The organism is Butyrivibrio fibrisolvens, from assembly GCF_037113525.1.
Taxonomy (GTDB): domain Bacteria; phylum Bacillota; class Clostridia; order Lachnospirales; family Lachnospiraceae; genus Butyrivibrio; species Butyrivibrio fibrisolvens.
Map to the genome: position 1 here is coordinate 848,612 of NZ_CP146963.1, position 19,929 is coordinate 868,540.

Below are 19,929 nucleotides of genomic sequence, written 5' to 3' on the forward strand. Positions count from 1 at the left end.
ATCGAAATGACTTTTGACCCTTACGTCATCAAATTAATTAGTCATATAGGAGGAACATCGGAGCGATTTTTTGATACAATAGTAGTTGTAAAAATGATAACCAAATATATGTAAAAGTGTCTTTGCCATGCAACTTCTTTGAGACAGCGTTTTACAAGGGGGGAATCTATGGAAACTGTCATTTCTGTAGCAGATAACTATATATATTACATTGTTGAACTCTGTACCATCATCATGGAACTCTTCGGAGTAATGATACTTGTTTTTACGGCGATCAAAAGCTTCGCCGAATGGCTCAAAAAAGATGAGAACATAAGGCTCCACCTTGCTCAGGGAATAGCACTTGCACTTGAGTTTAAGCTTGGCGGAGAGGTCCTTAGAACTGTTGTAGTAAGAGAATGGTCAGAGCTTGGAATTCTTGGCGCTATCATACTTCTTAGAGGCGTCCTTACCTTCCTTATCCATTGGGAGATCAAGAACGAGAAGAATGAGATCGCGCAGAAGGAATGAGTTATTTACTAATTGAATATAAAGAGGTGAAGATCTACTAACTAAGCTGTACAGGATTATATATGGAGGATAAAGGATATGGCTAAAACCGAAGCTAAACCTAAAAAGGTTCCCGGCAAAAAAAGTACGATCATATTTTTTGCTTTGGCAGTTTTCTGGGCTTGGGTCAACATAGCAGACCTTGGATATGACGATGATCCGGACCATGCAGGTAATCTCTACTGGACAGATGCAACTTATGTAGAAGATGCCAAGCCTCATCCGGAGAACGAAGGTAAACTCATTGCGATTTCAGGTAAGCTTGTATCGACAAGTTCTTGCTATGACGAACTTGTTGATGTGACATTTGATGCCCCAAGAGTAGATCGACATGTTGAGAAATTAGCCTATCGCTCATCCTCAAAAGAGTGGGTCTGGGAAGAAGTATATGCCGGTCAGGGAGTTGATGGCTACGAAGGCAAGATGCTTGGCGGAAGCCTTATGGTAGGTGATTTTATACTTAGTCCTGATTTTACAATTCAGTTTGGTTTTAATAATGTAGATGCAAAAAAGAGTGATTTTAGTCAGGAAGATATAGAAAGACTTGAAAGCGAAGGCTATCATTTTCAAAATGGTACTCAGTTATGGGTAAGCCAGCTTGATTCAAGCGCTCTAAACAAAAAAAAGTACGAGAAGGATTATGAAGGAAGCTACAGGATGCGTTGGACCATATCCAAAATAAGTGGTGATGGGAACGTAACAGTAGTTGGCTATCAGAACGGCGATACTCTGGAACTGTGCGAAGATATGGATGCCCTCTCAGTCGAAGATGAATATATGGACGAAGAGGAATTCAACAAAAAAGCTATCCCTCCCCACAGAAATAAAGGAGCTGCTATAATGATGTGGTGCTTTTCAGCATTATTCCTGATCCTTGGAATCAGAAATGTGATCTTGATAAGAAAGGCAAAGGCCCAGGGTGAGGCGTTGAAATAAAGATAATTGTTTAGAATATCAGAATGTTGAAAAAGTATGGATTTAGCTGAGGCTGTCACACTACGGTGTGGCAGCTTTTATAATGCCTTAGAAAGCTCTATAAACGGCTTGTTCACAAACTGCCACGATGATAATATATACTAGTTATTTTATCTAGGGGAGAATTACAAGATATGAGAAAAGAATTTTTTCATGGTGGGAAACGGCTGATTTCAGCTATACTAATTACTACTTGTTTAACTGCGTGCAGCGCTGACGATACTTTTTCAAATAAAGATGCAACAGAAGAAACTAGTACTGAAAATAGCACAAATGATAGCAGCGCTGATTCTGATATTATCATCGATTCAGTAACATGGGATGATTCTTCGGCAAAGCCTTCAGGAAATGGAGAAAATACCCAAATCTTTTTTAACATGAGCGATGGTAGTATACAGACTTTCGAGTCTGATATTCCAATTTCTGTCAAAGAGTTGCAGATGGTTGACCTTGATAATGATGGAACTGATGATTATGTTATCTTGGGCTATTTTGCCAATACGGATACAGAGTATCAGATCATATATGCATATACTTTTGAAGATGGGAAAGTTTCACAGTTGTTCCCTGTAAGCGGAATAGAAAGTGTTGATGATGACGTACTGTACGACTGCCAGATTAGAGATGTAAAGCTTGATTATCCAGTCAATGAGACTGTGAACGGACTTGAACTTAAATCTTTTGGCAAAGTTGAGGGGATGGTCTACCAAGAAGCATATAAGATTATCTATTGTAAAGACAATGAATGGAATATTGATTTCAACAATGAAGGTGAAGATGCCGCTTATAGAACTGTTATTTCATCACGCGACAAGGATTTCATAAATATAGATGAAGAGTCATCAAAATTGTATCAGGCATTTCTGGATGGAAGTGAAAAGGTAACTTTTGATACAAGATGCGATAATAGTGAGGGTGATTATCTTTCACGGAAACTTACAGACGGAGAAGGATATACTTTTGATGAAATTGTGGATTCACTAATTTATGATGATGAGTCAATTGAAGACATTACCGACACATATATTGATTGTGGTTTAGATGGCGATTATGAAATGGTTGTGAGTGTTTCATTTAATATTGACTTCAGTTTTGATATGGTGATCAAGAATATTGATGGTTGTCTGAAAATGTGCTATTTCAAAGAAAGTTGGAGCAGATCTCACACTACTATCTACTACAACGGAGTAGTATATTCTTATGGATCTTCTGGAGCAGATTCTCATGGTACACATGAAGGCTTTATAAATGCTGATGGTGAGTATAAACATTGGTATGACAAATCTGAAGATGGCCAGTACGATTATGATAATGACGGAATATACTCGGTTCGTCTATTTATAAACCATGAATCTGTTAATCTTACATTTGATATTCCTGAAGTCGCATGTATGTATAGTGAAGAGATATCATATGGAGATGACGGTGAGTATGATTACTTCTATTTTGAAATTTGGGGTATGTATGGTGATGAGCTCACATATGATCCCAATAATCCTGATGACCCATATGAAGTGATCATAAAAGAGTGCGAAAAGAATGGTGTTAAAGTTGTTAGTAAGGAAGAACACGAAAAGAAGCTGAAAGAGCGCAAACAGGAAATCGGCCTTACTGATGAGATTTATGAGTATGGGTACGAATATCTGCCGGAAGATGAATAAGACTGGAACATAAATAAGGAGTAATTTATGTACTTGAGCAGGGGCTTGATAATCTTGATGAAGATAACCTGAAAGAAATGCTGATATTCGCCAATGCTGCGGCATCAATCGTTACTACAAGAAAAGGCGCTTTGAAAGTGATGCCGTCAAAAGAGGATATACTGAATCTGCTGTACTCGTAATTAACAGAGGTTCTGGTCATTTCATACGATTGGTTCTGTTCAGGAAATATTATGATCTTGAAATGAAGAGGTTTCTGCTCTGGTTGGCTTTTATGCTGGAATTGTTTATACATGAAACAACATACGCTTTGCGAAAGCATTCCTGTATTCGCTGGGCGTTAGTCCTGTATACTTTTTGTATGCTCTTGCAAAGTTATGAACATCAGAAAATCCAAGATCACTTGCTATCTGTGATACGGTCTTGTCATTATCTGCCAGCATAAAATTGGCAGCATCCATCTTCTGGCTTATTATAAACTGCTTAAGCGGAATATTCCTGATCTCTACAAAAAGATGCGACAGATACTTCGGATTGTAGCCGAATTCGTCTGCAATATCAGATATCTTTATATTTTTGGATATATTGGTCTGGATATAGTCTATGATATCAAGATAAATCTGCTTCTTGGCAGCAGGGTCAGAGGCGGCAGGAGCACCAACGATTATCTCTCCATAAAGCTCCATCATTATGCTTGTAACCATAGCATTGAGTGAAACGGTAGGATAGTTATTCTTGACCATATCCTGAAGTTGTTTCATCATTACAAGAATTCTCTCGGGAGATGCTATCGCACCGCTCTGAGGAATAAATCCATATTTGGAAGTATCAATCTCTTTTATCTTAGGATTCCCCGGACTTATCTCATAAGGCACCTTACTGCTATGGTCAGTCACAAAATGCATCCAGTAAAAAGAGCAGTAAGCCTTCTTAAAACCTTCCCTAAACCCGTTCTCTGATGGCGGCAGCAGAAGATATTCTCCCTTTTTTACAGTATAGTTATTCCCATCATACCTAAGATACAGCTCTCCCTCTGTCATGATTATCAGTTCATAATCCTTGAGAGAGGTCTTATTATGCTGCCACTCCGACGAAAGCGCCTTAAACTTCCCCGTGTAATGGTATGAATATAACGAATATAAGGCAATTGGAATAAGTTTCATGATTAACCTCATGTTTTGACTGAAAGGAAAAACTAATGGTTCGAAATTAGTGTAGCGAAGCGGAACTAATTCGCAGAGTTAATCTACGATTAACTCCTAACCTCATGTTTTGACTGAAAGGAAAAACTAATTTTGTAGGAGCGATTTTCGGCATAATATATTGTAAAAAACGAATGAATCATTTAAATGTAAAAAATACACCTGAAAACATGGCGCATGCTAAAACCGCTTGAATACTAGCAAAAACAAATATCTTATCAAAAATACACCAAATATAACTAAATGACACCGTATTAGCACTGATTCTAATCTGAGCATATTATGACTAACAATGTATTTGCGCATTTTACGCCAAATATTAAGCTTTAATATCACATATTTACATTTTAAATATATGCTTTAGGTGTCATTTTGTAAATAGAGAAAAAATGACACCTAAAATATCAAAGTGCTATTTTTTATCTTTATTTCCTATGGTATTGTTCAAAGGAAGTGATAGTTCATTTGAAATATTGTTGCAAATAAGTTGCCTGTTAACTAATTCATCTGCAGAAATTTGTAAACTGAGCCAGAAGAATTATCGCTCCAGTTTATTCAAGAACTTTCAATTCAGGACAATGACAAATAAAATCATAAGTCGATTTTGAAAATAATCGTGTTCTTCTTAGGGGATTTGGAGCTGCAGTACTGCGTGTTTACGTAAGCGGAAAATCCCCTTAGAAGAACTAGATTATTTTCACATGAGACTTATGATTATATTTGTCATTGCCCTGAAGGCAAAGCCCAAAAAACCACCCGGAGGCCAATATGCTACACAATACCAAAATCATAAATTGTTTCGGATTAGAAAATGTCGAGGCGACAGATCCCTACATGACCAATGCCTTTGAAAAGGAACTCGATTATCTTTTATCCATAGATGATGACAGGATGCTCGCCGGCTTCAGAGACACTGCCGGCATTGACATGAAAGGCGCAGTCAGATATGAAGGCTGGGAGAACATGCTCATTGGAGGACATACAATGGGACATTACCTCACAGCTCTTGCCCAGAGCTATGTTAGCAGATGCATAACACCTGATGATAAGAACAAGATCAAGAAAAAAACAGACTATCTTATCTCATCACTCCTTGAGTGCCAGAATAATTCAAAAGGAAAGAAAGGCTTCATATTCGGAGCAGCTATTCTTGACCGCGATAATGTTGAGATTCAGTTTGATAATGTTGAAGAACGCAAGACCAACATTATTACAGAGGCTTGGGTTCCGTGGTATACCATGCACAAGATCCTTGCTGGAATTATAGACGTGTATAAGTTTACAGGAAATCCTGAAGCACTCACCCTTGCCAAAGGCCTTGGCGACTGGACCTATGACAGAGCATCTTTATGGGGGCCTGATCTTAACGAAGTTGTTCTCTCTACAGAATACGGCGGAATGAATGATGCTTTATATGAACTCTATAACTGCACTCAGGATGAAAAGTACGCTAAAGCAGCTCACTATTTTGACCAGGATAAGCTTTTTGAAAGAATATCTGAAGGCGCCCCCAATGCTCTTGACGGCCTCCATGCCAATACCACAATTCCCAAATTCCTTGGCGCAATCAATAGATACGTGCAGGTCCATGGAAAGACAGTAGGCGGCGAGCTGGTTGATGCAACCCGTTATCTTGAGTATGCTGAGAAATTTTTTGACATGGTAATTTCAAAACATACCTATGCAACCGGCGGCAACAGCGAATGGGAGCATTTTGGCCTTGACAACGTACTTGATGCAGAACGTACCAATGCAAACAACGAAACCTGCAACACCTACAACATGCTCAAACTCGCCAAGACCCTCTTTGAAGTAACCGGCGATGTTAAGTACCTTGACTATTATGAAAAGACCTTCATCAACTCAATCCTCTCATCTCAAAATCCTGAAACAGGCATGACCACTTATTTCCAACCTATGTCTACAGGATACTTCAAGGTATACGGCGAAAGGTTCAATAAGTTCTGGTGCTGCACAGGAACAGGAATGGAGAACTTCACTAAGCTTGGCGACGGCTTCTTTTATCAGGATGAAAAAAATGTCTACGTAGGAATGTACATGAGCTCCAAGCTTCAAGCTACAGGACTCGATGGAAAGAATATAACCTATGAGATCAGTGCAGATCTTCTTAGATCAGATAAAGTAGTTATAAAACTTACAGGCGACAGCACAAATACAAGAAAACTTGCTCTTAGAATCCCCGCTTGGCAGGATGGTGATCTGGAGATCCATGTTAATGATAATAAAGCTGAGTATACTATTACAAATAAAATTCTTATTATCAGTAATGTATTGAAAGCGGGCGATGAAGTAATCGTAAAATTTAACATGAAAGTATATGCACAGCCTCTTCCTGATGCTGCGAGCTGTATGGCATTATGTTACGGTCCATATGTTCTGTCCGCAGACCTTGGAGACAAGGACCTTAAGACATCAACCACAGGCGTTGACGTTACCATCCCTGCTGAGAAGATCGTAGAATCAGAATACATCACAATCCCTGATGATATGACTGCCCAAGATTTTGCTCAGAACATCACAGATTATGTAAAGCCCGTCCTTAGTGCCGATGGCAGTATAGCCTTCAAAGTCACTGGCGCAGGCTACATATTTGCTCCACACTTCCTCAAATACAGACACCGCTACGGAATATACTTTTACTATATGTCTGAAAAAGAGCAGCAAGATGACCTCATATCAAGGAAAAACAACAAATCCGGCGTCCTCGACATGATCGAAGCCGGCTACGGCCAATACGAAAACGACGCCCTCCATAACATGGAAGACAACGGCAGCCTAGGAACTACCAGCCCCATCACAAGCCGAAGAGCAACACCTTCCGGTAGCTTCACCTACCGCATGATCGTAAACCCTGGCCGCCCCAACACCCTCAGCATAACAGTCCTCACCGAAGATGATGGCAAGCCTTTAAAAATATCCGCCGCTGGTACAATAGTATTTAACTCCAACCTAAACCACATCAACTACATAGGCAACCAGGAAGCAACTAAATATACAATTGATATAGAACTCCCCTTAGACCTGGTACGTAAAGCCCAGCTCATAACCGCCTATGACAAAGAATACCTAGTGATTCCCGTGCGCTTTGAAGGAAACAGCGATAGTGACTCCGCTAGAATTACCGACTTTGTAGTCATCAGATGATCCCCCATATCTCTAACACGCCGTGAGCAATTCAAACGCCAACTCTACAGTTGACGACTGAATTGCTCACGTCTTTTTACATATTAATGCTATAGCTTTACCAATCCCGTACAATTAAAAGTATTTATAACAAAATCAAAGCACAAATAAACATATTCGATACTTTGAAGATTCGGGAGGAGGGCAGTTAATAAATGATTTGGTTGTCTTTGAAAAATGTATTAAATTCAAGAGCTTGATAGATGGAGATTTATATTCCCGTTTAGGGTCCGCATGTTTGAGCGTAGCGAGTTTCGGACCCTGGGAATAGAAATCTCCAGATATCATGCCTTGAATTTTATACATTTTTCATGACAACCAAATCATTTATTAACTGCCCTCCTCCCGAATCCGCGACCACCTAAAATGTTTCCCCTGTGCATTGGACATCCCCGCATAATCTGCTATAATGTGATGTGATTTTTTTAACAAGGAGACAATATTGTAAAATGGACAATCTATTTAATTCACCAGCTCAGGTTATCGAAACAAATATTAAAGGAGGAGAAACCAAAGTTAATCTTCCTATTATTAAGATGATCCTCCTCGGAATCATGGCAGGCGCCTTCATCGCCCTCGGCGGAGCCACAAGCTCAACCGCAGCTCACTCTGTAGACAATGTAGGCCTTTCAAGATTCGTATCAGGCATCATTTTCCCCGTAGGCCTTATGCTCATCACCTTCATAGGCGGAGAACTCTTTACAGGTAACTGCCTTACAGCTATGGGCGCCATGGACCACAGATTTTCATGGGGCAAGGTTGCAAGAGACCTTCTCATCATCTGGCTTTCAAACCTCGTTGGCGCTCTTATAATTTCAGCACTCACATATTTTTCCGGCAACCTCGACTATTCTTCAGGACTTCTCGGAGCTTATTCCATCAAAGTTGCGCTCGGCAAATGTTCTATTACACCTGTAAAAGGCATTACATCAGGAATCCTGTGCAACATACTTGTATGCGCAGCTATCCTTATGGGAACAGCAGCCAAAGATATCGGCGGCAAAGTTTGGGCTATTTTCTTCCCAATCATGGCTTTTGTAGTAGGCGGTTTCGAACACTGCGTTGCTAACATGTTCTATATCCCTGTTGGAATCATGGCAGCAACTAATGAAAACTATGTGGCTAAAGCTCAGGAAGTATATGGAATAACAGCAGATCAGCTTTCAAAACTCAGCATCGGAGGCTTTATCGCTAATCAGATTCCTGTTACTATCGGTAATATCCTCGGAGGAATGATCTTCGTAGGTCTTCCATGCTTCCTTGTTCATTGCAAGAATAAAAACAAATGATCATATTAGTTTCAAAAGTAGTAATTAGTATCTATTAACACGGAGATTTTTTATAGAAGTCATAAAGCATTTGTTTTTTCAATACTCCACACTGTGATAGCATGGTGTGGAGTTTCTTCATATTAATAAACCTCCCCGCGCACTATAAAAATTATAAAAATATATCTTAAAAAAAATTTTCAATGTAAATATGATGAATAACTAAAATGTGTTATACTAAATATGATTGATTTTATGATAAAAGATACTATTTCGTTCTTTTTATTCAGAGGGTATTGTAAAGGGGAAGGACTTGAATATGGAACAGACCAAAGTGGATGGAAAAGTATTACAGGTACGGCTTCTTGGAAAATTTTCTCTTATCTATGATGGAAAAGAAGTGACTCCGGGGCGTAACAACGCATCGAAGTTTACTCAGCTTTTGCAGATCGTGTGGCTCCAGGGTGATAAAGGTGTTTATAAAGATGAGCTTATTTCCGCGCTCTATGGTGAAGAAGAGACCCTGAACATCAGTAACAGCTTCAACAATCTTCTTTATCAGATGCGTAAGCAGATGGTTGCTGCAGGACTCCCTGCAGAAAGCTATGTTAAAAAGCACAAGAAGATGTTTATTATAGACCCTGCAGTACCAGTATGGGTTGATGCTCTTGATTTTAAAGATAACTACAGAAAGGGTCATGATACAGAAGACCCTGAACTTAAATACGAGTATTTCAATAAAGCTTTTGAGTTATATCAGGGAGAACTTCTTCCTGCACTTTCTACAGAGACCTGGGTCATTATGGAAAGCGTAGCTCTTCGCAAGATGTATGATGAAGTTGTAGCATGGCTTGGCGAATATATCCTTAACAAGAAGGAATATGAAGAAGCTTACCATATCTATGGACGTGCAGCAGAGATATATCCTGAGAATGACTGGCAGGTTGGTCAGATAGAGACACTTATCGCTAAGGGTGATTATAAGAATGCTCTTAGAGTTTATGACAGTACAGTTGCTTATTATACAACTGAGCTTGGTCTTCCTATTCCGGAGAAACTCCTTGATGTATATCACAAGATGAGTGCAAAGATCGATAATGCACCGGGACAGATCCATCAGATTCAGGCTGAGATGACTCAGGACAGAAGATCTGTTGAAGTTACAGATGATGAGGGCGCTTACGACTGCTCATATCCAAGCTTTATCGATGCCTATCACATTCTTTCCAGAAATATGGAGAGAACCGGATATTCAGTATTCATGATGCTGTGTACTCTGGTTGACTATGAAGGCAAGATGATCCGCAATCAGGACAAGCTTCGTGCAAGAAGCCAGGCTCTTTGGGAAGCAATCCATGATACTCTTCGTCAGGGAGATACTTTTACCAAGTACTCTAACAGCCAGTTCCTTATCCTTTTGGTTGGAACAAGTCAGGAAGACTGCGATATCATCTATCGCCGTATCAATAGAAGACTTAAAGAGATCGCAGGTTCCAGAGCAGACTTCAAATATAGTGTTGTATCGCTTGCAGAGCTTCCGGCTGAACTTGATGAAGAGGCCAAATAAGATCGAGAAGCTTCATTAATAAAAGTGGATCTAATCTGTTTTTTACCTTATGATATTTATATATCGACTTAAGAAATTCCAAACGCCGTCCCACTGCTGAAAGTGGGGCGGCGTTCATAATTTGTTCATCTTTTATTAAAATTTACAAAAAATTTATCAAAAAAAGTTTACTTTTATTACAAATGTCAATGACACGGCAATTTCTTTATGTTATAGTATCATTTAGTTAGGGGAAAGCGAGGTACACAGGGTAGTGTACCTTTTTTCGAGCCAAAGAGTGGCTCTCGGATACATTTAGTAAAAATAGTTTTTTGATAACTGTTAACAGAGTGGTCTCTATTCCGACATCTAACTAGGGGAAAAACATGAAAAAGTATCAGTCAGTAAAGATAATAGTCAACACTCATAAGAAGTACTGGATGCCTCATAGCAAGATGTATATTCCTATGCAGGTTGGTGCTGCCCTTGATAAGGACACCAATGGTAATCAGAAGGATCTTGGCTACCAGAAGGACAACGAGGGTGATAATATTTCAGAAAAAAATCCGCTTTATTGCGAACTTACAGGTCTGTACTGGGCTTGGAAGAACCTTGATGCGGATTATATAGGCCTTTGCCATTATAGACGTTATTTTGGTGGTTTCAGATCATCAAGAAACCCTAAGGGAAAGATTCTTCTTCGTCGTGAGCTTCAGCCCATGCTTGGTAAGTATCGTGTTTTCCTTCCGACTAAACGTCACTATGTTATCGAGTCGCTGTATTCACATTATCAGCACACTCATTATATAGAGCACCTTTATGTAACAAGAGGAATCATATCTCAGATGTATCCTGAATACATCGAGACGTATGACAAGGTTCTTCGTCAGACAAGTGGACATATGTTCAATATGATGATCATGGACCGTGAACTTCTTGATGAATATTGCACATGGCTCTTTAACATCCTTGCAGAACTTGAGAAGAAGATCGATGTCAGACACATGTCTCACTTCCAGGGTAGATACTGCGGCAGAGTCAGTGAGATCATATTTAATGTATGGCTGGATTATCAGATCGAGACAGGTCGAATCGATCAGTCCGAAGTGAAGATTCTTCCATATGTGTACATGGAAAAAATAGACTGGGTTAAAAAGATAAGTAAATTCCTTCGTGCTAAGATTTTCCATGAGAAGTATGAATAATGGAGAATAAAATTGTTATCGACGGTTAATGCTTTTAAGCACATGGAGTCAGCAGGGAATGTTGTTCTTGATGATGAGCAGCTCCATGCGCTTCAGAAGACACTTAACATGATCCTTGCAGATGTTGTTTCTGTCTGCGAGGAGAATAATATAACGTACACACTGGGTGGCGGTTCAGCACTTGGCGCTGTCCGCCATCATGGTTTTATTCCGTGGGATGATGATATTGATATCAATATGCCACGAAAAGACTATGACAGATTCATCCCTATTTTTCAGAGAAAATTTGGATGGAAGTACTGGATACATACTCCGCAGGGAACTAAAGGCTACAATCTGCTTTTGTCCCGAATAAGACTAAAAGGAACCAGTGTAGTAACCAGAGAAGATTTTAAAAACAAAGAAGCCGGGGCTTTCATTGACCTCTTTGTCATGGAGAATACTTTTAACAATGCACTCATCAGAAACCTTCATGGAGTAGGATGTTGTGGATTGGGATTTCTTGTGTCATGCAGAAAGTTCTACCGTGACAGGAAAGAGATGATGAAGATGGCATCTGATGCCGGTGAAGATAAGCTGGCTAAAGTTTTTAGAATGAAGATTGTGATAGGATTCTTGATTTCTTTTATCTCTCTTGATACGCTTGTAAAGGCGGGAGATAATTGGAACCGCATCTGTAAGAATGATCATTCCAAGTATATTACGGTTCCGACAGGACGCAAATATTTCTGGGGAGAGATGTATTTACGAAAAGATGTTTGCAGAACGAGAAAAGTGTTGTATGATGATAAATTGTACAGAGTTCCACGTAATATCGATCTGTATCTGAAGAATCTTTACGGAGATTACATGAAGTTGCCATCTCAGGATCAGATAGAGAAGCATATTTTCTTTAAACCATTCTATCTGAGCCTTGAAGATAAAAGTAGTAGTGAAAGGATTTACAAATGAACGCAGCATTAATTTTCGCCGGCGGTACCGGTAAGCGTATGAATTCAAAGGCAGTACCAAAACAGTTCCTTATACTGTATGGTAAGCCACTCATCATATATACTCTTGAGAAGTTTGAGAACCATCCTGATGTAGACGGCATCGTTATTGCATGTCTCGAAGAGTGGATCCCTCAGATGAAGAAGTACTGTGAACAGTTCAATATCACAAAGGTTCGCGCTATTGTTCCTGGCGGTGCTTCAGGTCAGGAATCAATCTATCATGGTCTTAAGTCTATCTCATCAATGTATAGCGATGATGACGTGGTTCTTATTCATGATGGTGTTCGTCCACTTGTTGATCCTAATACGATCACTAAGGCAATCGAGTGCGCTAATACTAAGGGTAATGCTATCACTGTTACTCCTGCTATCGAGACTATCTTCCTTGATAACGAGGCAGACGGCGAAGTTGGACGTATCATTGATCGTAAGCAGTGTCTTATGGCAAGAGCACCTCAGTGCTTCCATATCAAAGACATTATGGCATGCCACAGCAAGGCTATTGAAGAGCAGAAAGATGACTTCATCGATTCAGCAAGTATGATGAAGTATTATGGACATAAGCTTTTCACAGTAGAAGGCCGCGCTGAGAACATCAAGATCACAACTCCGGTTGACTTCTATATGTTCCGTGCTATAATTGATGCCCGTGAGAATCAGCAGATCTTTGGTCTGTAAATTAGACTAGTACATAGACACATAATTAGTAGTATTTTAGGAGATTTAAAATGCCAGTAGTACAGATTGTAAAGAGAAAAGCAAAGAGAATGTTTCCTGCTGCAGTAGAAGGAAGATTCTTTAAGAGAATGGGTGTAGCCTGGAAGCAGACTAAGACATGGGTTGACCGTTCTATAGGTTATGAGAACCGTAAGGTTCTTTCACAGAACACACCTGTTATACATAACAGAATAATGTTCATTACATTTAACCACAGCTATTCATGTAACCCTAAGTATATCTGCGAAGAGCTTATCAAGCGTAATGCCAATGTTGAGATTTACTGGGGCGTTACCAACATGAATACAAGAGGTTATGTTCCGGATCTTCCTAACGTTCATGTAGTTAAGATGAACAGTTATGAATATTTCGTAGCAGCTTGCTCTTCACATGTTATCATCATCAATTCACTGCTTGGCGATAAGTTTTATCCGTTCCCTGTTAAGAAGGAGCAGCGTGTATTTGAGACATGGCATGGTAGTCTTGGTATCAAGCGTTTCGACATTGATCACTACAATACAAACCTTTCATGGCCTGAAGCTGCTATCCGTACAGGTAAGCTTACAAACTACTGTATTTCAAACTCCAAGTTTGAAGAGGATGTATTCAGAGAGACATTCTGGCAGCAAACTAAGATCATGCGTCTTGGACATGCCAGAAACGATATCTTCTTTGACACATATAAGGAAAAGAGAGAGCAGTGGAAGAAGGACTTCTTCGAAGAAAGAGGCCTTAAGCCTGAGACAAAGCTTTGTCTGTATGCTCCTACATTCCGTGATACTCACAATTTCGAGGTATATGACCTTAACTGTGACAGACTTGTTGAAGCACTCGAAGAGCGTTTTGGCGGCGAGTGGAAGATACTTCTTCGTTATCATGACAATGATAAGAAGAAAGAAAAGACTCAGAACAAGCTTAAGCAGGATTGTGTTATCGACGTAACAGATCTTCCGGATATTCAGGAACTTCTTTCTTTTGTTGATTGCGGAATCACAGACTATTCTTCATGGATCTATGATTTCGTTCTCAGCGGAAAGCCTGGATTTATCTATGCTCGTGACGTTGATATATATAACAACGAACGTGGATTCTACTTCAAACTTGAAGAGTCTCCATTCCCTGTTGCAAAGAGCAATGATGAAATGATGAACAATGTTCGTTCATTTGATGAAGAGCTTTATGCAAAGAAGGTTAAGGAATTCCTGGATGGTAAGGAATGTATAGATGATGGTCATGCGAGTGAAAGAATCGCTGATCGTCTTATGAAACTTCTTGGTTAAAATAGTTAGGGCGCATGGGGATTGTACCTTTGCGCCCTTATTTGGATTTTTTACATAATTATTTAGAGGTTGGAATATGGCGGAAAAAACAAAAAGCCGAAGAAATGGCAGAATAGAAATTCTGCGTTTTGTCTTCGCCTTTATTGTACTCCTTCATCATTCAAGGTACCTTTTGGGAGATGATAATTGTTATTTTCTGGGAGGTTCGCTGGGCGTAGAGTTCTTCTTCATAGTGTCCGGCTATCTGATGATGAATACGGTAGACCGCATAGTGTCTTCCAAAAACTATAATACAATTCCGGTTGACAAGAATCTTGCAAATGAAACAGCTTCTTTTATCAAAAAGAAGGTACAGGCAATACTTCCACAATTCCCTATTGCCTGGTTTATAGGACTTTTGTTTGTGATCATTCTTAACCACATGACAATTGTAGATGCTTTCGAGGAGTTCAAGCAGGATTTCTGGGAACTTTCTCTTTTGAAGATGACAGGCATCTATTATGGCGGACTCGATGGAGTTATGTGGTACATATCTTCAATGCTTATCTGCATGACGATATTGTATCCGCTGCTTAGAAGGTTTCCTCATATGATGAGGAAGATCTGGTGTCCGTTTTTGGCACTTATGTTTCTTGGAATGATGTGCATTCTTGATGGTCATCCAAGAAATCCTACAAAGGTGTACAGTATTATTTATAAAGGCAACATAAGAGCTTTTGCTGAGATTTGCATTGGTATCTGGTCATACGACATAGTCAGGAAAATAAAGTCTGTAAACTGGTCTAAGCTGGCCGGATTTATTTTTGAAATTCTTCAGCTGGCAGGATATGGTATGGCTATTATCTATATGTATAGTGATAAGCCGGGCAAAGATGACTATTTCTTCCTGATGGTGCTGTCTATATCAATTATCCTGTCCTTTGCGCAGGTCGGTATCTTATCTGATGCATTTAACAACAGATTCAGTATGATACTGGGAAGATTTTCAGCAGCAATGTATTTTTCACATTTATATTATGCTCAGAATCTGAATCTGATACTGGAAGACAGTCTCAGTAAGCAGGAAAAGACTTTGATCTATATTGCCTGTTCATTTGTAACGGCACTTGTAGTTGAAGCATTGGCATTTCTTTATAAGAAGGTGTCACCAAACTTTAAGAGGGGCTTAAAAGCTATTTTAGTAAAAAATGAAAAAGATAATTAAAAAATGCAAAAAGTATCAGTTCCTTTTTGAAGAACTGGTTAAAAGAGATTTTAAACAAAAGTATAAGAGAAGTATTCTTGGAATGGGGTGGAGTATTCTTTCACCTCTTTTCACACTTCTTGTTATGTATGTGATCTTTTCAAATCTGTTTGGTCACAAGATGGAACACTATGTAACATACCTTTTCAGTGGTCAGCTTGTTCTGTCATATTATAAGGAATCTACCAAGAATGGTATGACCAGCCTTGTTAATAACTCCAAGATATTTACTAAGATCAATGTGCCAAAGTATATGTTCCTTTTATCCAAGAACGTATCAGCGCTTGTTAACTTTGGACTTACACTGGTCGTATACTTTATTTTCTGTGCATTTGACGGAATAACATTCCATCCAAGACAGTTCCTTTTGTTCTTCCCGATTCTTTGCGTTTTGGGACTTAATATCGGAGTTGGTCTTATTCTGTCAGCGATGTTCGTATTCTTTAGAGATATCAGATACCTTTACGATATCGTACTCACACTTCTGACATATGTTTCAGCTGTTTTCTATTCAGTTGATAAGTTTTCAGCTTTTGGACAGAGATTATTTTTACTGAATCCGGTTTATGTATATATCAAGTATTTCCGTGTGATAATGATCGATGGCCTTGTTCCGTCACTGGAGTACCATCTTCTGTGTCTTTTCTATGCAGGAATAAGCCTTTTTATAGGTGGTCTTATCTACAAGAAAAATAATCACGCATTCCTGTACTATTTATAAGAGGATTAACGTTATGTCAGTTATAGAATGTAATAATGTCAGCATCCGTTATATGACGGGTGACTTTAAGGCAATTGGTTTAAAAGAATATGTTATTCGTCATTTAAAGGGCAACTACCATGTAAAGGAGTTCTGGGCGGACAAGGATGTAACCTTTAAGCTTGAAAAGGGAGACATGCTTGGTATCATCGGATCTAATGGTGCCGGAAAGTCTACACTTTTAAAGGCAGTTACAGGTATCATGATCCCAACTTACGGAGAGCTTCACACAAGGGGTAATATCGCGGCTCTTCTTGAGCTTGCAAGCGGATTTGACGGAGATATGACAGTTAAGGAAAATACGTATCTTCGTGGCGCGCTCCTTGGCTATACAAGACAGTTCCTTGATGAGAAATATGATGAGATCATTAAGTTTGCTGAGCTTGAAGAGTTCCAGGATTATGAGTTCAAACAGCTTTCGTCTGGTATGAAATCAAGACTTGCCTTTTCTATCGCATGTCTTGTTAATCCGGATATCATCATCCTTGATGAGGTATTATCAGTTGGTGATGGCGCTTTCAGAAAGAAATCCGGCGATAAGATGAAAGAGATTCTTGATAGCGGTGTTACAGGTCTTCTGGTAAGCCATTCAATCTCTCAGGTAAGAGAGCTTTGCAATAAAATCTTGTGGCTTGATCATGGTAAGCAGGTTGCATTTACTGATGAAGTTGAACTTTACTGTGATGCTTACGAAGAGTTCCTTATGACCAAAAAGCTTCCTAAGAAGAGAGCAGATATCGACAAGCTTGCAGCAGATTACAAGATCCGTCTGCAAAAAGAGGAAGAAGAAAAAGACAGAAAAGCAGCTGAACGTGCTGCTAAAGCACAGGCCAAAGCCGCTGCCGCTAAATAAAAGATAAAGTCGAACCATTAGTCGTTCACGACATGAGGTTTGAGTTTGAAAATAAGATTTTCAAACTCTACGAATTGGTGTAGTAAACTACACCAATATCGAACCATTAGCCGTTCACTACGTTCACGACATGAGGTTGATTATGAGTATAAAAGATAAAAACATTATAGAAAGCCCCCTGGATTCTACACTTCAGGAGGATCTTGAAAATACAGCTCTTAATGACAAAGTGCCTTTTGACAAACTTAAGGATTCAATAATCCTTGTAACAGGTGCAACAGGCCTTGTTGGTATGCAGATGGTTAAGAGCCTTGCAGCTATGAACAGGCTTAAAGATGCGAACATCAGCATCATGGCCCTTGTAAGAAATCCTGAGAAGGCTAAGTCTATCTACGGCGATCTTGCTGATCGTGGTGATATTACATTTGTTCAGGCAGACCTCAATGACAAAGACGGAATCATGAGTTCTGTAAAGTCATCTCTTGATTCTATAAGGGAAAGTGAAAACAAAGGTGATGCGCCTTTATACATCATCCACGGAGCTGCTGTAACAGCGTCTAAGATGATGGTAGAAATGCCTGTAGAGACAATAGATACAGCTATTAATGGCACTAAGAATATGCTTGAAGTAGCAAGAGAGTTCGGAACAGCTTCTTTTGTCTATATATCTTCAATGGAAGTATACGGAAGCTTTACAGAAGCTACATATGTAACTGAGGACAAGATGGGTTATATCGATCCTTTAGTAGTCAGAAGTAACTACCAGCTTACAAAGCGCATGTGTGAAAATATGTGCATTGCTTATGCTAAAGAGTTTGATGTGCCTGCTAAGATCGCACGTCTTTCCCAGACTTTTGGTGCAGGAATACTTCCCGGTGAAAACAGGGTATTTGCACAGTTTGCAAGAAGCGTAATGAATGGCCAGGATATAGTCCTTCATACTAAAGGCCTTTCTGAAGGTAATTACTGCTATACAGCAGATACTATAAGAGGTCTTCTTACAATACTTGTTAAGGGTGAGAATTCTAATGCCTATAACATCAGTAACGAAGATACTCACACCACAATTGCAGGTATGGCTAAGTTTGCTTCTGAAACACTTGCAGGTGGCAAGATCAAGGTTGTATTTGATATTCCTGAAGATAATAAATTTGGATATGCAGCAGATACTAAGATGAAGCTTTCAAATACAAAACTCAAAGCACTTGGCTGGGAGCCTTGTTATGGCCTTGAAGATGCATACAGACGTATGATGGCAAGTATGAAGCAGCTTAATATCTGAGATTTTTATTAAAAAAAGTGTTCAGATATTGATCTGCCAGAACAGTTCTTTATTTGGAACAAGCGATAGATCATTTAGGTAAAATTTAGGTGGGTATGTGATAATTTGATCTGTCAGGAGAAATTCTTCTGACAGATCAGGTAGTAAAGGAATTAAAACTGAGCATTAATTCCTTATACTATATATCTCATCAATACCCCTCATAATGAGTGCAGGCAACAGTTTATCTGGATGCCTGCATTTCGTTTTTTATATAACAAATTTTCTTAAAAAATATCAAATAATTATCAAAATATAATAAAAATATGATATTTTGTATGATGCAAAAAATGGTAACCTATCTATAGTAAAATTTCTTGGGATAATAATGTAAACTGAAAGGGAGAAAATTCATGAGCATTCATAAGCTGAATGACAGTAAGGACAAGAAAGGGACTTTTATAGTAGAAATTCAGCACCAGGAAAATGGTAGTTGGCAGGGAAAGGTCACCTGGGCTGAAGGTGGACGTAAGGAAGTCTTCAGAAGTACTCTTGAGCTCATCAAGATGATGGACAGCGCTGTCAACGACAAAGAAGAGGTTGGTGCAGCCTCATCTGTTTCTTAAGGAGAACTACATGGAAATACTGGAGAGTAAAGAGCAGAAATTATTTGCACGTAACTTAATATGTGTGGGCATTGATAGATGTGAGAATGGAGATTTCTGTGGAAGGATCTGGGAGCCATATGATGATCAGCCATTTGAATTCACAGGTATCAATGATATGGTAATTCACATGGACGATCTTTACGACGAATGGAATTACCCGCAGAGAGCGCTGAATGAGCGAAGCTTTTTGCGTACTCACGAGTCAACCAGGACTAATATTATCAGGGATGATGGCTTTGTGGAAAAAATCGATCGTCTGCAAAAGATGAGAGGTGAGATCGGAACATTCATTGTCCAGGTAAAGTTCAGACAGCATGCCACATGGCAGGGAGTTGTTGTTTGGGCAGAGGAGAATAAACGGGGAAATTTTCGGAGTGCAATGGAGTTGGTTCATCTCATCGATCACGCAATAAGTAAAGGATTGTTGATCAAATAACCTTACTATGTGCAGACGAGGGGTTGAAAGAGGACAGAACTTACCAGGCAGTGCCGCAAAGGACGCAGCATACCTGGTTATTTTTTGCCCAAAAGTATGACTTTTAGGA

The 19,929-nt window shown here is 39.3% G+C and carries 17 protein-coding genes; 16 read left to right on the forward strand and 1 reads right to left on the reverse strand.

Translation table 11 applies throughout. From position 1 onward, the window contains the following. Positions 1-168: 168 nt before the first annotated feature. From WAA20_RS03390 to WAA20_RS03400, 3 genes are all read left to right on the forward strand, one after another. Positions 169-510: a DUF1622 domain-containing protein gene (locus WAA20_RS03390; RefSeq protein WP_073389747.1), complete on the forward strand. Its 342-nt coding sequence runs from the start codon at positions 169-171 to the stop codon at positions 508-510. A 78-nt stretch (positions 511-588) separates the two neighbouring features. Continuing rightward, positions 589-1,485 (forward strand): hypothetical protein, encoded by an 897-nt coding sequence (locus WAA20_RS03395; protein ID WP_073389746.1) that lies wholly within the window; start codon positions 589-591, stop codon positions 1,483-1,485. 173 nt (positions 1,486-1,658) lie between these two features. Then, complete coding sequence (locus tag WAA20_RS03400; protein WP_073389744.1) at positions 1,659-3,185, forward strand: hypothetical protein; 1,527 nt, start codon at positions 1,659-1,661, stop codon at positions 3,183-3,185. A 287-nt stretch (positions 3,186-3,472) separates the two neighbouring features. On the opposite strand, the gene WAA20_RS03405 is transcribed toward WAA20_RS03400, so the two are convergent. Next, a complete protein-coding gene (locus WAA20_RS03405) occupies positions 3,473-4,348 on the reverse strand; it encodes an AraC family transcriptional regulator (protein ID WP_073389743.1) in 876 nt (291 codons plus the stop codon). An 807-nt stretch (positions 4,349-5,155) separates the two neighbouring features. Between WAA20_RS03405 and WAA20_RS03410 the strand changes: the two genes are divergently transcribed. The 13 genes from WAA20_RS03410 (at position 5,156) to WAA20_RS03470 (ending at position 19,820) form a co-directional block, all read left to right on the forward strand. Next, positions 5,156-7,552 carry a beta-L-arabinofuranosidase domain-containing protein gene (locus tag WAA20_RS03410; protein ID WP_073389741.1) on the forward strand — a complete coding sequence of 799 codons (2,397 nt, stop codon included), beginning with the start codon at positions 5,156-5,158 and terminating at the stop codon, positions 7,550-7,552. Between the two features lie 488 nt (positions 7,553-8,040). Next, positions 8,041-8,880 carry a formate/nitrite transporter family protein gene (locus WAA20_RS03415; RefSeq protein WP_073389740.1) on the forward strand — a complete coding sequence of 280 codons (840 nt, stop codon included), beginning with the start codon at positions 8,041-8,043 and terminating at the stop codon, positions 8,878-8,880. Positions 8,881-9,178: 298 nt separating this feature from the next. Beyond that, on the forward strand, positions 9,179-10,426 hold the full coding sequence (locus WAA20_RS03420) for a bacterial transcriptional activator domain-containing protein (RefSeq protein ID WP_073389738.1): 1,248 nt from the start codon (positions 9,179-9,181) through the stop codon (positions 10,424-10,426). Positions 10,427-10,791: 365 nt separating this feature from the next. After that, positions 10,792-11,610 (forward strand): DUF4422 domain-containing protein, encoded by an 819-nt coding sequence (locus WAA20_RS03425; RefSeq protein WP_073389737.1) that lies wholly within the window; start codon positions 10,792-10,794, stop codon positions 11,608-11,610. A 12-nt stretch (positions 11,611-11,622) separates the two neighbouring features. Next, positions 11,623-12,561 carry a LicD family protein gene (locus WAA20_RS03430; RefSeq protein WP_073389735.1) on the forward strand — a complete coding sequence of 313 codons (939 nt, stop codon included), beginning with the start codon at positions 11,623-11,625 and terminating at the stop codon, positions 12,559-12,561. Beyond that, entirely contained in the window at positions 12,558-13,280 is a 723-nt protein-coding gene (gene ispD, locus WAA20_RS03435; protein ID WP_073389734.1) for a 2-C-methyl-D-erythritol 4-phosphate cytidylyltransferase, read from the forward strand. Before WAA20_RS03430 ends, ispD begins: the two co-directional genes overlap by 4 nt. Before the next feature lie 50 nt (positions 13,281-13,330). After that, entirely contained in the window at positions 13,331-14,599 is a 1,269-nt protein-coding gene (locus WAA20_RS03440; RefSeq protein ID WP_073389732.1) for a CDP-glycerol glycerophosphotransferase family protein, read from the forward strand. A 76-nt stretch (positions 14,600-14,675) separates the two neighbouring features. Further along, entirely contained in the window at positions 14,676-15,803 is a 1,128-nt protein-coding gene (locus WAA20_RS03445; RefSeq protein WP_073389731.1) for an acyltransferase family protein, read from the forward strand. Next, the gene (locus WAA20_RS03450) at positions 15,787-16,563 is read left to right on the forward strand and encodes an ABC transporter permease (protein WP_073389729.1); all 777 of its coding nucleotides are present in this window, start codon (positions 15,787-15,789) and stop codon (positions 16,561-16,563) included. Before WAA20_RS03445 ends, WAA20_RS03450 begins: the two co-directional genes overlap by 17 nt. Before the next feature lie 13 nt (positions 16,564-16,576). Then, complete coding sequence (locus WAA20_RS03455; RefSeq protein ID WP_073389728.1) at positions 16,577-17,455, forward strand: ABC transporter ATP-binding protein; 879 nt, start codon at positions 16,577-16,579, stop codon at positions 17,453-17,455. Positions 17,456-17,597: 142 nt separating this feature from the next. After that, positions 17,598-18,737 (forward strand): NAD(P)-dependent oxidoreductase, encoded by a 1,140-nt coding sequence (locus WAA20_RS03460; protein WP_073389726.1) that lies wholly within the window; start codon positions 17,598-17,600, stop codon positions 18,735-18,737. A 392-nt stretch (positions 18,738-19,129) separates the two neighbouring features. Next, positions 19,130-19,342, forward strand: coding sequence for a hypothetical protein (locus WAA20_RS03465; RefSeq protein ID WP_073389725.1), 213 nt, complete (start codon positions 19,130-19,132; stop codon positions 19,340-19,342). 10 nt (positions 19,343-19,352) lie between these two features. Next, positions 19,353-19,820 carry a hypothetical protein gene (locus WAA20_RS03470; RefSeq protein ID WP_073389723.1) on the forward strand — a complete coding sequence of 156 codons (468 nt, stop codon included), beginning with the start codon at positions 19,353-19,355 and terminating at the stop codon, positions 19,818-19,820. The last annotated feature ends 109 nt before the right edge of the window (positions 19,821-19,929 follow it).